This window comes from Roseateles asaccharophilus (genome assembly GCF_031458115.1).
GTDB classification, from domain to species: Bacteria; Pseudomonadota; Gammaproteobacteria; order Burkholderiales; family Burkholderiaceae_C; genus Pelomonas; species Pelomonas asaccharophilus_A.
Map to the genome: position 1 here is coordinate 502959 of NZ_JAVDXV010000003.1, position 14528 is coordinate 517486.

10 protein-coding genes and 1 riboswitch are annotated in these 14528 nt (G+C 70.0%); of the genes, 4 read left to right on the top strand and 6 right to left on the bottom strand.

From position 1 onward, the window contains the following. Positions 1–17: 17 nt before the first annotated feature. From J2X21_RS10715 to J2X21_RS10725, 3 genes are read right to left on the bottom strand one after another with little or no spacing between them, the layout of a single operon-like run. Positions 18–2015 (bottom strand): PAS domain-containing hybrid sensor histidine kinase/response regulator, encoded by a 1998-nt coding sequence (locus J2X21_RS10715; protein ID WP_310328258.1) that lies wholly within the window; start codon positions 2013–2015, stop codon positions 18–20. 40 nt (positions 2016–2055) lie between these two features. Beyond that, positions 2056–2481: a globin domain-containing protein gene (locus tag J2X21_RS10720; protein WP_310328260.1), complete on the bottom strand. Its 426-nt coding sequence runs from the start codon at positions 2479–2481 to the stop codon at positions 2056–2058. A 10-nt stretch (positions 2482–2491) separates the two neighbouring features. Continuing rightward, positions 2492–2695, bottom strand: coding sequence for a hypothetical protein (locus J2X21_RS10725; RefSeq protein ID WP_310328262.1), 204 nt, complete (start codon positions 2693–2695; stop codon positions 2492–2494). A gap of 129 nt (positions 2696–2824) precedes the next feature. Between J2X21_RS10725 and J2X21_RS10730 the strand changes: the two genes are divergently transcribed. Then, complete coding sequence (locus J2X21_RS10730; RefSeq protein WP_310328264.1) at positions 2825–3553, top strand: response regulator; 729 nt, start codon at positions 2825–2827, stop codon at positions 3551–3553. A gap of 167 nt (positions 3554–3720) precedes the next feature. Here J2X21_RS10730 and J2X21_RS10735 read toward each other — a convergent pair whose 3' ends face one another. Next, on the bottom strand, positions 3721–4227 hold the full coding sequence (locus J2X21_RS10735; RefSeq protein ID WP_310328266.1) for a response regulator: 507 nt from the start codon (positions 4225–4227) through the stop codon (positions 3721–3723). A gap of 209 nt (positions 4228–4436) precedes the next feature. Here J2X21_RS10735 and uvrA point away from each other — a divergent pair, with 209 nt between their 5' ends. After that, a complete protein-coding gene (gene uvrA, locus J2X21_RS10740) occupies positions 4437–10148 on the top strand; it encodes an excinuclease ABC subunit UvrA (RefSeq protein WP_310328269.1) in 5712 nt (1903 codons plus the stop codon). Here the strand turns inward: uvrA and J2X21_RS10745 are convergent, their stop codons facing one another. After that, positions 10149–10913: a hypothetical protein gene (locus tag J2X21_RS10745; RefSeq protein ID WP_310328271.1), complete on the bottom strand. Its 765-nt coding sequence runs from the start codon at positions 10911–10913 to the stop codon at positions 10149–10151. It lies immediately after the preceding gene. Further along, positions 10910–11839, bottom strand: a complete 930-nt coding sequence (locus tag J2X21_RS10750; RefSeq protein WP_310328272.1) for an ATP-binding cassette domain-containing protein — start codon at positions 11837–11839, stop codon at positions 10910–10912. Before J2X21_RS10750 ends, J2X21_RS10745 begins: the two co-directional genes overlap by 4 nt. Before the next feature lie 169 nt (positions 11840–12008). Next, a riboswitch (cyclic di-GMP riboswitch) is annotated at positions 12009–12105 on the top strand. Positions 12106–12209: 104 nt separating this feature from the next. Here J2X21_RS10750 and J2X21_RS10755 point away from each other — a divergent pair. Both J2X21_RS10755 and J2X21_RS10760 read left to right on the top strand, forming a co-directional pair. Beyond that, positions 12210–14030 (top strand): methyl-accepting chemotaxis protein, encoded by a 1821-nt coding sequence (locus tag J2X21_RS10755; RefSeq protein ID WP_310328274.1) that lies wholly within the window; start codon positions 12210–12212, stop codon positions 14028–14030. Between the two features lie 111 nt (positions 14031–14141). Then, positions 14142–14525: a hypothetical protein gene (locus tag J2X21_RS10760; protein WP_310328277.1), complete on the top strand. Its 384-nt coding sequence runs from the start codon at positions 14142–14144 to the stop codon at positions 14523–14525. The last annotated feature ends 3 nt before the right edge of the window (positions 14526–14528 follow it).

Consider the following 14528-nt stretch of genomic DNA (forward strand, 5'->3'; position numbering starts at 1 on the left):
TGGCCCGCCGGCGACCCTCAGGATTTCAGCAGTTCGGTCACGCGCGCCAGCAGCTCGGCCTTGGCAAAGGGCTTGTTCAGGCTGTCGCAGCGCGCCTCGTCCAGGAACTGCCGTGCGGTGGGCGACAGCGTGTCGCCGGTGACGAACAGCATGCGCCGGGCCAGGGCCGGGCGCGTGCGCTTGACCTCCCGCCACAGGCCGGCGCCGTCCAGCTCGGGCATGTGCAGGTCGCTGATGATGGCGTCAAAGCGCGCCTCCTCCAGCATGGCCAGCGCGACGGCGCCGGACTCGGCGGTCATGACCTCGTAGCCGGCGCCCGACAGCATCTCGCCCAGCAGTTCGGCGATCTCGGGCTCGTCGTCCACCACCAGCAGCCGGGCATCGCAGTCGTCGGCGGCGGCCAGCGGCGCCGGTTCGGTCTCGCCGGGCTCGGGCTCGCCGCTGACGGGCAGCTGCAGGCAGAAGCAGGCGCCGCCGTCTATGCCGTCGTCCTGAATGGTCAGCTCGCCGCCGTGGTCGCGGGCGATGGAGCGCGACACCGCCAGGCCCAGGCCGGTGCCCACGCCCTCGCTCTTGGTCGTGAAGAAGGGCTCGAACACGCGCTCGCGAAGCTCGACCGGGATGCCAGGGCCGTTGTCGCGCACACGCAGCCAGATGCGTGGCGAGCGTCGGCGGTCGCCTGGCGTCATCGGCGCGAGGCCGGTGGACACGGTGAGGCGGCGGCCGTGGTCGCGCAGGCCCAGCGCCTGCTGCGCGTTGACGATGAGGTTGAGCACGATCTGGCCCACCTGGTCGGCGTCGGCCTTCACGGGGGGCAGGCCAGGCAGCAGGTCCAGCGTGACGTTGATGCCGTGGCTGCGCAGCACATAGGCCAGCATGTCGATGGCGGCGGTGGCCAGGTCGTTCAGCGCCACCTCGCTGCGGTTGGCCGGGCGGCTGCGCGCCATGTTCAGGAAGGTGCGCACGATGCGGCCGCAGCGCTCGGCAGCCTCGTGGATGCGCTGAGCGTCGGTGGCCAACGGGCTGCCGCTCATCTTCTCGGCCAGCAGCGCCGCGCGCCCCATGACGATGGACAGCGGGTTGTTCAGCTCATGGGCGACGCCAGCCAGCAGGCTGCCCATCGCGGTCAGCTTCTCGCTCTGGCGCAGCGCCTCGCGCTGGCGCTCGATCTCGTTGCGCGAGGTCTCGCGCTCCGACAGGTCGAACAGCGACGCGGTGTAGAAGGTCTGCGTGCCGACACCCGTGCGCCACAACACCATCTCGACCGGGAACTCGCTACCGTCGGCGCGCAGCGCGGGCATCTCCACGCGCCGGCCCATGACGCGCTGTTCGCCGCCGCGCGACACGCGCGCCATGCCGGCGTCGTGCGCGCCGCGCAGGCGTTCGGGGATCATGACCTCGGCCACCGAGCGACCCAGCGCCTGCTCGCGCGCAAGGCCAAACATCGTGGCAGCCGCCGGGTTGAACTCGACGATGTGGCCGGTCTCGTCGGTGGACACCAGCGCCGCCATCGCGTTGTCGAAGATGGACGACTTCAGCGCCTCGGTGGCTTCGAGCTCAGCGACCTTGGCTGAAAGCTCGGCCTCCCGCAGCTTCAGCTCGGTCAGGTCCAGGCTCATGACGATGGTCGCCTGCGGCACGCCGTCCTTCATCTCCACTGGCACCAGGTGCTCACGCATGTAGCGCCGGCCCATGCCGGCGAGGTCCGTCCATCCCTCCCAGGCCACGGTCTGCCCGCCGCGCATGCGCTCGCGCACGCCGGCGTAGGCCGCATAGGCGACGTCGCCCACGATGCGGCCTATGGGCTGCTGCAGCACCTGCCTGGGATGCAGGCCGGTGAACTTGAAGAACTCATGGTTGGCCCAGACCAGCTTCTCGCCCACGTCCAGCACCACCACGCGGGCGGGCACGGCGTCCAGCACGCGGGTCAGCAGCGGCAGCGTGGCCTGCAGCACGGCGCTGAGTTCCCCGACGCCGGCCTCCGGCGCGGGATGGATCTGGAATGCTTCTGTCATCGGGCCCTCTCCCTGCAAGCGCGGCCGATGATAAGGAGACTCAGGCGGCCATCGCGGGCTGCGCGGCGCCTTGCTGCATCGTGCGGACCACGTGGCCGTACATCGTGGTCCAGGCCTCGCGCACCACGGGCGTGAAGCTGGCGCCCAGGCCGGCGGCCAGCGTGTCCAGCAGCGCGGCGCCCACGGCGTCGTAGTGGGTGTCGACGACGCCATAGCCCACATGGCGCTGGCCCAGGCGTAGCAGTACCGGGTTCAGCGCGGCCGGGCGATCGAGCAGGTCGATGGCGGCGGCCAGCATCTGCATCAGGCGGCCGCCCTGTTCGGCCATGTCGCCGCCACGGAAGAGCGCGCGCAGCGCCGGGTCGCGGGCGAACAGCTGGGCGTAGAAGGCCTCAGCCACGGCGGCGGCGAGGGGCTTGAGCGGCTCGAAGCTGTCGCGGATGAGGGCGATCTGGTGCGGGGTCATGGCAGGCTCCTTAGAAGCGCAGGTAGGCGTCGGCCACGGGGGCGAAGATGCACAGCAGCGGCACGATCGCGACCAGGCGTTCGAGCGGATGCCAGCCGACGTTCGGCGTGGTGGGGAAGTCATCGTCGAGGTCTTCGGCGAAGGCCTCGCTGCGGTAGGTGACGGCCATGGTTTCCGGCCAGTCGGTGAAGGGGTTGTCGCTGCGGTAGTTCATGGCGGCTCCTTGTCGGTGTCGCCACTGTCGGCGCCGCGTGTTTCAGCCGGGCTTCATCTGGGCCGGGCTTGTGTTGCGTTTGTTTCAGCTCCGCGCCGGACCGACCGGCCCTGCCTATCATTCGTCGCCATGCCAGACACCACCCCGCCCACCGTGCTGCTCGTCGATGACGAGCCCGAACTGCGCGCCCTGTTGGCCGAGTATTTCGGCCGCAATGGCTTCGAGGTCATGCAGGCCCAGGATGCGGCAGCGGCCCGCGAGCTGGTGGCGCAGCGCGTGCCGGATGTGGCCGTGCTTGACATCAACATGCCGGGAGAGAACGGCCTGTCGCTGGCCCGGGCGCTCCGCGAGGCCCATCCGCGGCTGGGTGTGCTGATGCTGACGACGGCCGGCGAAGCCATCGACCGCATCGTCGGCCTTGAGGTGGGGGCGGACGACTATGTCGCCAAGCCCTTCGAGCTGCGCGAGCTGCTGGCCCGTGTGCGCGCGGTGTTGCGCCGCCTGCAGGTGACCGCCTCTGTGCCCGCTGCCGAGGAGGAGGCCGCGGGGCATGTGCCGTTCGGCCCTTGCCGGCTGGACCTGTCGCAACGCAAGCTGTTCGGCGCCGGTGGCGACGAGATCGACATCACCGCCGCCGAGTTCGACCTGCTGGCCCTGTTCGCCCGCCACCCCAACCGGCCGCTGAACCGCGACCAGATCATGGAACAGGCCCATAACCGCGGCTGGGACGTGTTCGACCGCAGCATCGACCTGCGCGTGATGCGCTTGCGCCGCAAAGTGGAGCGCAACCCCGACAAGCCGGAGGTCATCAAGACCGTGCGCAACGTCGGCTACGTCTACGTGCCAGCGCCGAATTGATGTTGTTTCGTCGCGGCCGTAGTGCCTGACTGCGGGCCGAGCGCTGGGCCGCTCCCAAGCCGGCCCGTCTGGCGATGTGCGAGCGGGGCACGCCCCGCGAGCATCGCCGTCCCCTCGGGGGAACGGCCAGACCGCCCGCGTTCAGCGCGGCGTTCTGGACGAGGGGTTCAGTGTTCCGGCAACTTCAGCCAGCGCTGCAGCCGCGTGCGCAGCGCTACGAAGTCCAGCGGCTTGGTCAGGTGCTCGTCCATGCCGGCCTCCATGCTGGCGGCCACGTCGGCGTCCAGCGCGTGTGCGGTCAGCGCGAGGATGGGGAAGTCGGGCAGCTGGCCGTCGCGCTGCTGCGCGCGGATGCGTCGGGCGCATTCCAGGCCGTCCATGCCGGGCATCTGGATGTCCATCAACACCAGGTCGGGCGCGGCGTCGGCGCAGGCGGCCAGCGCTTCGATGCCGTTCTTGGCCAGGCGTGCCTGCACGCCCATCAGGCTCAGGAACTCCATCGCGACGACCTGGTTGATGTGGTTGTCCTCGACCAGCAGCACCTGCGGTTGGCTGGGCGCCGCGATCACGTCGTCGACCCCCGGCTGCGGCGCATCCTCGCCCACACCGCCAGCGGCGGCACCGAGCCAGATCGGATACGTGGGCACTTCAAACAACAGCCTGGTCTTGTCCATCCCATTCCTCGTCGATTTGTTTTTATGCCCCCGGTAAGGGGTGAGGCCATTGTTGCCTCAGCCGGCGTTGTAGCGCAACCGCTCCCCCCAGTTCCAGGCTTTTCCGGCTTTGCAAGGCTCGATTCCTGCTTTCGGCTGGCAGCAGGTGCTGACAGTTTTGGTCACTTGGCCTCCCTACACTGCTTGCCTTCGTTGTTTTAGCCCCTGCCATGTCGTCCGATTCCGAAGGTCTGATCCGTATCCGAGGTGCCCGCCAGCACAACCTGAAGAACCTCGATATCGACCTGCGCACGGCCGAGTTGACCGTTGTGACGGGCCCCAGCGGCTCGGGCAAGTCCAGCCTGGTGTTCGACACGCTGTACGCCGAAGGCCAGCGACGCTACGTCGAGACCTTCTCCGCCTACGCGCGCCAGTTCCTGGACCGCATGGACCGCCCCGCGGTGGACAAGGTGGACGGCGTGCCGCCGGCCATCGCCATCGACCAGACCAACCCGGTGCGCACCAGCCGCTCCACGGTGGGCACCATGACGGAGCTGAACGACCACCTGAAGCTGCTTTATGCGCGCGCCGCGGAGTTGTTCGACCGCAAGACCGCGCTGCCGGTCAGGCATGACACGGCGCAGAGCATCTATGCGGAGCTGATGGCCCGCACGGCCTCAGATGACCCGCGGCTGGTGCTGAGCTTCCCGGTCGAACTGCCGGGAGGCACCACGACGGAGCAGGCCGAGCAGTGGCTGTCGGCCAGCGGCTTCACGCGCATCCAGTCGCAGCGCGAGGTGGACGGCCCGAGTGGCGACGGGCCGTCCCGAGCCGCGAGCGCCCCCTCGGGGGGCAGCGCCGCCGCGCCAGCGGCAAGCGTGGGGGTGCGTCGAACGGTGCTGGACGTGGTGGCTGACCGCTTCCGCATCCAGGGCGCCGACAAGCAGCGCGCAATGGAGGCCATCGAGCTGGGTTTGAAGCGCGGCGGCGGCCGGGTGAATGTTCACGTCGGTGACGACGGCGCAACACTCTGGCGTTTTTCGACCGGCCTTCACTGTCCCGAGAGCGACATCCGCTACGCCGACCCGCAGCCGGCGCTGTTCTCGTTCAACTCGGCCTTCGGCGCCTGCGAGGCCTGCCGCGGCTTTGGCCGTGTCATCGGTGTGGACCTGGGTCTGGTCATCCCCGACGAGCGCAAGACGCTGCGCAACGGCGCGATCAAGACCTTGGCCACGCCGGCCTGGAAGGACAGCCAGGACGACCTGCTGAAGTACGCCGGCGAGGCCGGCATCCCGCGCGACACGCCGTGGAAGGACTTGTCGCCGGCGCACCGCGAATGGGTCATCAATGGCACGCCCAACTGGAACGGCAACTGGAACAAGCAGTGGTACGGGGTCAAGCGCTTCTTCGACTACCTGGAGAGCAAGGCCTACAAGATGCACATCCGCGTGCTCTTGTCCAAGTACCGCAGCTACACCGAATGCCCCAGCTGCCGCGGCGCGCGGCTGAAGACCGAGGCGCTGCTGTGGCGTGTGGGGGCCAAGGCGCTGGCCGATGCGGCGCTGCCGGCCGAGCAGCGTTTCCTGCCAGTCGGTGTCGACTGGAGCCGTGAGCAACTCGAAGCGCTGCCGGGCCTGAGCCTGCACGACCTGATGCAGCTGCCGATCAGCAAGCTGCGCGACTTCGTCGACGGCCTGCAACTGCCCAGCTCCATGCTGGACGAGGCGCTGAAGCTGCTGCTGGACGAGATCCGCCACCGCAGCCGCTACCTGTGCGACGTGGGCCTGGGCTATCTGACGCTGGACCGGCAGAGCCGCACGCTCTCCGGCGGCGAGGTGCAGCGCATCAACCTGACCACGGCGCTGGGCACTTCGCTGGTCAACACGCTGTTCGTGCTGGACGAGCCCAGCATCGGCCTGCACCCGCGCGACATGGGCCGCATCAACCAGGCCATGCTGCGGCTGCGCGATGCGGGCAACACGCTGGTCGTCGTCGAGCACGACCCGGCCGTCATGCTGGCGGCGGACCGATTGATCGACATGGGTCCCGGCCCCGGTGAGCGCGGCGGGCAGATCGTGTTCGACGGCACGCCCGACGAGATCCGCGCGGCCGACACGCTGACCGGCGCGTACCTGGGTGCTCGCAAGCATGTGGGCATGGGGCTGAAGCGCGCGGTCGATGGGTCGACCCCGAAGCTGCTGCTGGAAGGCGTGCGCGAGCACAACCTGAAGGGCGTGTCCGTCGAGTTCCCGCTGCAGCGGCTGGTGGTCGTCACGGGCGTGTCGGGATCCGGCAAGAGCACGCTGATGCAGGACGTGCTCTACCCGGCGCTGGCCCGCCAGTTCGGCAAGGCCACCGAGGCGCCCGGCGCGCATGAGCAGTTGCTGGGCGCGGACCATCTGGCCGATGCGGTGTTCGTCGACCAGAGCCCCATCGGCAAGACCGCGCGCTCCAACCCGGCGTCCTACGTCGGGGCCTTCGACGAGATCCGCAAGCTGTTCGCCGACGCGCCGCTGGCCGTCGAGCGCAGCTACAGCGCCGGCATGTTCAGCTTCAACGCCGGCGACGGCCGCTGCCCCACCTGCGGTGGGTCGGGCTTCGAGCATGTCGAGATGCAGTTCCTCAGCGACGTCTACCTGCGCTGCCCGGACTGCGACGGCAAGCGCTTCCGCGCCGAGATGCTGGACGTGAAGCTGGCGCTGAAGGACAGGGACTTGAGCGTGTCCGACGTGCTGGAGCTGACGGTCGCCGAGGCGGTGCATCTGTTCGGCGAACACCGCGCGGTGGTGCAGAAGCTGCAGCCCATCGTCGACGTGGGCCTGGAGTACGTGCGGCTGGGCCAGCCGGTGCCCACTCTGTCCGGCGGCGAGGCGCAGCGGCTGAAGCTCGCCGGTTTCCTCGCCGAGGCCGCCAGCAGTCCTCGCTTCGGCGTCGCGAAGAAGGGCACGCTGTTCCTGTTCGACGAACCCACCACCGGCCTGCACTTCGACGACATCGCCAAGCTGATGCGGGCGCTGCGCAAGCTGCTTTCCGCCGGCCATTCGCTGATCCTCATCGAGCACAACCTCGATGTGATCCGCGCGGCGGATTGGCTGATCGACCTGGGCCCCGAGGGCGGCGCGGAGGGCGGTGAGCTGGTCTGCGTCGGCACGCCGGAGGCGGTGGCCGATCACCCGACCTCGCACACCGCCGCCGCGCTGCGCGACTACGCGCTGCACATGGACCGTCCCGCCACCGTCGTGGAGGAAGGCCGGCCGCTGCAGCAGCTCATCAAGGCGCGCCGCCAGGCCGACGAGGCGATCAAGATCGTCAACGCGCGCGAGCACAACCTGAAGGGCGTCAACGTCGAGATCCCACGCGGCAAGTTCAATGTCGTGACCGGCGTGTCGGGTTCAGGCAAGTCCACGCTGGCGTTCGACATCCTGTTCAACGAAGGCCAGCGCCGCTATCTCGAATCGCTGAACGCCTATGCGCGCTCCATCGTGCAGCCGGCCGGTCGGCCCGAGGTGGATGCGGTGTGGGGCATCCCGCCCACGGTCGCCATCGAGCAGCGCCTGTCGCGTGGTGGCCGCAAGAGCACGGTCGCGACGACCACCGAGGTCTGGCATTTCCTGCGCCTGCTGTATGTGAAGCTGGGCGTGCAGCACTGCGTCAACGACGGCGCGCCGGTCAGGCCGCAGAGCGTCGAATCCATCGCGGCGCAGTTGATGCGTGACTACAAGGGCCAGCACATCGGCCTGCTGGCACCGCTGGTGGTCAATCGCAAAGGCGTCTACACCGACCTCGCCAAATGGGCCAAGGGCCGCGGCCACACGCATCTGCGCGTGGACGGCGAGTTCCTGCCCACGTCGCCGTGGCCGCGCATCGACCGCTTCAAGGAGCACACGCTGGAGCTGCCGGTGGGCGACCTGGTCGTGTCGGTCGACCGGGAGGCCGAACTGCGGGAGATGCTGGCCAAGGCGCTGGACCTCGGCAAGGGCGTGCTGCATGTGCTGAGCCCGCTGGACGGGCTGAGCCTGGAGGATGGCGGCACCGGCGCGGGCGTGGGCGCGGTCAAGGTGTTCTCCACCAAGCGCGCCTGCCCGGTTTGCGGCACCAGCTATCCCGAGCTGGATCCGCGGCTGTTCTCGTACAACTCCAAGCACGGCTGGTGCGGCAGCTGCGTGGGCACCGGCTTGCAGCTGACGCGCGAGCAGCGCAAGGCGCTGGACGACAGCGCGCCGGCCGATGACAACCGCGGCCGCGAGCAGAGCTTCCCGTCGGAGGAGGCCGAGGTCGAAGGCCTGACCGATGCGCCATGCCCCGACTGCCACGGCACGCGCCTGAACCCGACCGCGCGCTCGGTCGAGTTCGAGGACAAGAGCATCGGCGACGTGGCCTCTTGGAGCGTGGGCCAGGCGCGTGAGTGGGTGCAGGGCCTGCACCTGGAAGGCCGCGACGCCGACATCGCGCGCGACGTGGTCAGCGAGATCCTGGGCCGGTTGCAGTTCCTCGAGGAAGTGGGCCTGGGCTATCTGACGCTGGACCGCGCCGCGCCCACGCTGTCGGGTGGCGAAGCGCAGCGCATCCGGCTGGCGGCGCAGCTGGGCAGCAACCTGCAGGGCGTCTGCTATGTGCTGGACGAGCCCACCATCGGCCTGCATCCGCGCGACAACCAGATCCTGCTGAAGGCGCTGGGCACGCTGGGCGACAAGGGCAACACGTTGGTGGTGGTGGAGCACGACGAGGACACCATCCGCCGCGCCGATCACATCATCGACATCGGCCCCGGCGCCGGCAAGCGCGGTGGCCGCGTCGTCGCGCAGGGCACGGCGGCGGAGCTGGCCGCGGTGGCGGATTCGACGACCGGCCGCATGCTGGCCAAGCCGCTGATCCACCCGCTGCAGGACCGCCGCGCGATCGACCCCGAAGCGCCCAAGCTGAAGGTGCTGAACGCGTCGCTGCACAACCTGCAGCGCGTCACGGTGGACGTGCCGCTGCACCGGCTGGTGGCCGTGACCGGCGTGTCCGGCTCCGGCAAGTCCACGCTGGCGCGCGACGTGCTGCTGGCCAACATGGCGGTCGCGGTGCCGCTGCGCAAGGCGCCGGCGCGCTGGACCGGCTGTGACGGCATCGAAGGCCATGCGCAGGTGGACCGCGTGCTGGAGGTCGACCAGACCCCAATCGGCAAGACGCCGCGCTCCTGCCCGGCCACCTACATCGGCTTCTGGGACGCCATCCGCAAGCTGTTCGCCGAGACGCTGGAGTCCAAGGCGCGTGGCTACACGCCGGCGCGCTTCAGCTTCAACACCGGCGCGGGCCGCTGCCCGGGCTGCGAAGGGCAGGGCATGAAGACCATAGAGATGAGCTTCCTGCCCGACGTGAAGGTGCCCTGCGACCAGTGCCACGGCCAGCGCTTCAACCCCGAGACGCTGGGTGTCAGCTGGCGCGGCAAGAGCATTGGCGACGTGCTGGCCATGGAGGTGGACGAGGCGGTCGAGTTCTTCGCTTCCATGCCGTCCATCGCGCATCCACTGCAACTGCTGAAGGACGTGGGCCTGGGCTATCTGACGCTGGGCCAGCCGTCGCCGACGCTGTCGGGCGGCGAGGCACAACGCATCAAGCTGGTCAGCGAGCTGGTCAAGGTGCGCGACGACGTGACCCGCCGCGGCCAGAAGGCGCCGCACACGCTGTATGTGCTGGACGAGCCCACCGTGGGCCTGCACATGGCCGACGTCGAGAAGCTGATCCGCGTGCTGCACCGGCTGGTGGCGGGCGGGCATTCGGTCGTCGTCATCGAGCACGACCTGGATGTCATCGCCGAGGCCGACTGGGTGCTGGACCTGGGGCCCGAGGGCGGCACGGCCGGCGGCCGTGTCGTCATCGAAGGCACGCCGGAGGCGGTGGTGGCCAGCGGCAGCCACACCGGTGTGGCGCTGGCGCCGGTGCTCAACCGGTCCTGATCACCAGTGCCCCAGCACGCCCAGCCGGCGTGCGCGGCGCTCCAGCGTGCGGAACAGCAGCACGCCGGCCGCCAGCCAGGCGGCCGAGTTGGCGGCGATCAACGCGTAGGTGAAGCCGTCGATCACCGCGCCGCCGGCCGCCGCCTTGGCCGCGGCGGCACCCAGCGCATAGGGCAGCAGCGCGAAGCCGTTGGCGGGGAAGGCCGGCAGCGCCACCAGACTGACCAGCGCGAAGTACATCAGCCCATGCGTCAGCTCGGCGCGCTTGGCCAGCAGCAGCACGCCGGCGACCGCATAGCCCACGCCCGCCAGCGACGGCGCGGCCAGCAGCGCTGCCGCGAGCAGCGGGCCCAGGTCGGACTGCAGCCGGCCGTCCAGCAGCCATTGCAGCGCGGCCACCGCCACGCACAGCGTCATCGCGCTCGCCAGCAGGTGCAGCAGCGCGCGCAGGCCCAGCAGGCGGGCCAGGCTCAGGGGCACGATGTAGAGCTGCTCGACGGTGCGCTGGCGCGTCTCCTCGGCGATGTCGTTGGAGGCGCTGGCATAGCTGGCCGCGGCGAAGTGCCACAGCACCGCGCCGACGATCAGCGTGTCCAGCGCGCCGCTGTCCAGCGGCTTGCCGCCCACGGTCACCACCGCGTACACCAGCGCCGCGCCCAGGCCCAGCAGGAACACGAGGCCCAGCACGGTCTCGTACCAGTAGCGCCGCTTCAGGTAGAGCATCAGCCGCAGCTCGTTGAACAGGTGGGGCAGGGCGCGCTTCATGCTGTCTCTTGTGCGTTACCGACCAGCGCCTGGTATTTCTCGCGCAGCGTGACCCGCTCCACCTGCAGGCCCTCGGCCGCGGGCAGTGCGGGCATCAGCACGGCCAGCACCCGGCACAATTCCGCGTGATCGCGCAGCGCCAGCCGCAGCGGGCCGTCGGCGGGCGCCTGCCACTGCAGGCCGGCGGGCAGCGGCGGCGGCGGGCCATCGCGCACGGCCAGGCTCAGCGCATAGGCGTGCTCCACGCGCAGGAAGTCCTGCTTGGCGCCGTCGAACACCTTGCGGCCCTGGCGGATGCAGGCGATGCGCTGCGCCAGCCGCTCGACGAAATGCAGGTCGTGCGAGCTGATCATCACCGCGCAGCCCTCGGCCGCGATGTAGCGCACCAGGGCGTCGAGCTTGCGCACGCCGAACAGGTCCAGGCCGATGGTGGGCTCGTCCAGCAGCGCCACGTCGGGGCGGTGGATCAGGCTCAGCAGCAGGCCGCTCTTGAGCTTGTTGCCGGTGGACAGCAGCCGCACCGGTGCGCGCGGGTCGGGCAGCTCCAGCAGCTCGGCCATCGCGTTGAAGTGGGCGCGGTCGAAAGCCGCCTCGCGCAACCCGCAGAAGTAGCGCGCGTTCTCCCAGGTCGACAGCCGCTCGTTCAGCGCGCCGCGCCCCTCCAGCAGCACGCCCAGCCGGCCCAGGTAGCGCTTGTCGCGCACCGGCGCGCCGCGCCACAGCAGCAGGCCCGCGTCGGGCTCGCACAGCTGCGTGATGACCTTGATCGCGGTGGTCTTGCCGGCGCCGTTGGGGCCCAGCAGCCCCAGCACCTCGCCGCCGTGCAGCGCCAGCGAGTAATCGCTCAAGGCCTGCACCTGGTTGCTGCCGCGCCGGTATTGCTTGTCCACGCGCTGCAGTTCCAGCAGCGGCTCCGCCATCGTCATGACGCCTCCCCGTCGTTGTGGTTGCGGCGCGGTATCTCGGGCGGTTCGGGCGGGTCTCAAGCCCCATGTTTGCAGTGACGCCCTCGCGGCGTTGGCGTGACGGATCGCACGCACATCGCGGTTAATGCGGGTTAACCCTTGATTGGCGCCAATGGTCGGTAACAATCTGCGCCATTCCTGGCACACCCGCTTGAAAGACGGGGTCGCAAAGCCTCCGGTCTACCGCCCGACACCTGCCGTCGGGCCACGATAGCGGGGTTGCCAACCCTCCCGGGTTGTTCGTCCCGGCGCTTTTCACGCCGGGCGAGGCGATGTCTTTCGCGAACGGTGCCGCCAAAGCCCCGATTCGAATCCCCGAAAGACCCACCCCATGTTGAACACCATCAAGAGCCGGCTGATCGCGATCTGCATGCTGATCGTCGTCGCCGCCGTCGGCGTCGCCACGCTGGCCAGCTACCTGGCCGTCAGCCGCCATGCCCGCAGCCAGGTCCATGCCGAACTCGTCGCGCTGGGCGACGCCCAGGCCGGCGCGATGGGCGCCTGGGTGCGCAAGCAGCAGGACATCGTGTCGGCGCTGGCGCCGGCCGCGGCGCTGGACGATCCCAGCGCGCCGCTGGAGCAGGCCTTGAAGTCGGGCCGGCTGGACCTGGCCTACATCGGCAGCGCCGACAAGCGCATGGTGTCCTTCCCCGACCGCCAGCGCGCCGCCGACTACGACCCCACGGCTCGCCCCTGGTACAAGCTGGCCGCCGCGACGCCCGAGGCCGCCGTCATCACGGCGCCCTACATCGCGGCGTCCACGCAGAAGCTGGTCGTCACCTTCGCGCGCGCCGTGGTCGCCGGCGGCGATCTGAAGGCCGTGGCCGGCAGCGACGTGGCGCTGGACGATGTCATCGCGACGCTGAACCGCATCAAACCCACGTCGTCGGGCCTGGCCTTCCTCGTGGACAAGGGCGGCCGCGTCATTGCCCACCCCAACGCGGCGCTGAGCCTGAAGCCGGTGGCCGACTGGGCGCCGGCCCTTGACGCTGCGCTGCTGGCCCTTGCGGCGCAGCCCGAGGCGGCATTGGCCGAGGCCCGCGTCGGCGAACAAGACCTCTTCCTGCGCTCCAGCGCCGTGCCCGGCACGGACTGGACGCTGGTGCTGGCCGCCGACCGCGGCGAGGCGCTGGCCGCCTTGTCGGCCGTGCTGGGCAATGCGGGCGTGGCGCTGGTGCTGATCGCCGGCGTGGCGGCGCTGCTGTCGGCGCTGGCCGTTGGCGTGCTGCTGAAGGGCCTGGCCCGCGTGCGCGATGCGATGGACCAGATCGGCTCCGGCACCGGCGACCTGACGCAGCGCCTGCCCGACCAGGGCCGGGACGAGATCGCCGACATCGCGCGCTCGTTCAACCAGTTCGTCGCCAAGATCGAGACGGTGCTGATCGACGTGCGCGCCACCAGCCAGTCCATCGCCGTGGCCTCGCGCGAGATCGCCGCGGGCAGCCAGGACCTGAGCCAGCGCACCGAGGAAAGCGCCAGCAGCCTGCAGCAGACGGCCAGTTCCATGGAGCAGCTGACCAGCACCGTGGGCCACAGCGCCGACGCGGCTGCCGGAGCCAACCAGCTGGCCGGCGGTGCCGCCGACGCGGCGCGCCAGGGCGGCGACATCATCGGCCAGGTGGTCACGACGATGGAGCGCATCAACGAGGCCAGCCGGCGCATCGCCGACATCATCGGCACCATCGACGGCATCGCGTTCCAGACCAACATCCTGGCGTTGAATGCCGCCGTCGAGGCGGCGCGCGCCGGCGAGCAGGGCCGTGGCTTCGCGGTCGTCGCCAGCGAGGTGCGGGCCTTGGCGCAGCGGAGCGCGCAGGCGGCCAAGGAGATCAAGAGCCTGATCAACGCCAGCGTCGAGCGCGTCGACGCGGGCAGCTCGCTGGTGGGCACCGCCGGCACCAGCATGGGCGAGATCGTCGCCAGCGTGCAGCGCGTGACGGACATCATGGCCGAGCTGAGCGCCAGCGCGCGCGAGCAGAGCCAGGGCATCCAGGAGGTCAACCAGGCGGTGGGCCAACTGGACCAGGTGACGCAGCAGAACGCCGCGCTGGTGGAGGAATCGGCCGCCGCGGCCGAGAGCCTGAAGGAGCAGGCCCAGCGCCTGGCCGACATCGTGGGCGTGTTCCGCTTGAGCGGCCCCGCGGTCGTCTGAGCGCGCCAGCTTCGGATTTTTCGAAGCCTGGCTGCCACCCAAGCAGGTATTTCCTGCCATCGCCAGCGACCACACTGCAGGGCATCAAGCCTTGCTGGAGATCGTGACGTGATGTTTGTTGCCGTGTGGGCCATTGCCCTGGCCTTGCTGGCCTGCTGGTCCGGCTTCGTGTGGGCCGCGCATGCGCTGCTGGAGGCGGTGCTGGCGCACGCGGGCAAGCTCGGCACCGGCGACTGGACCCTGCCCGAGCCGCTGGCCGGATGGCTGCCGACCTTCGTGGCCGAATGGCTGGCCGGCACGCTGGAGACCTGGGCGCCGCAGCTGCAGTCGCTGATTGGCTGGCTGCCATCGCTGTCGGGGGGCGTCACGGTGCTGGCCTGGGTGACGTGGACGCTGGGCGCGTTGCCGCTGCTGCTGGTGGGCGTGGCCTGTCATGTGGCTGCAGCGGCCTACCTCAGATCGCGCCGGCCGGCCGGCGCGTTGACAGCGGGCTGAACC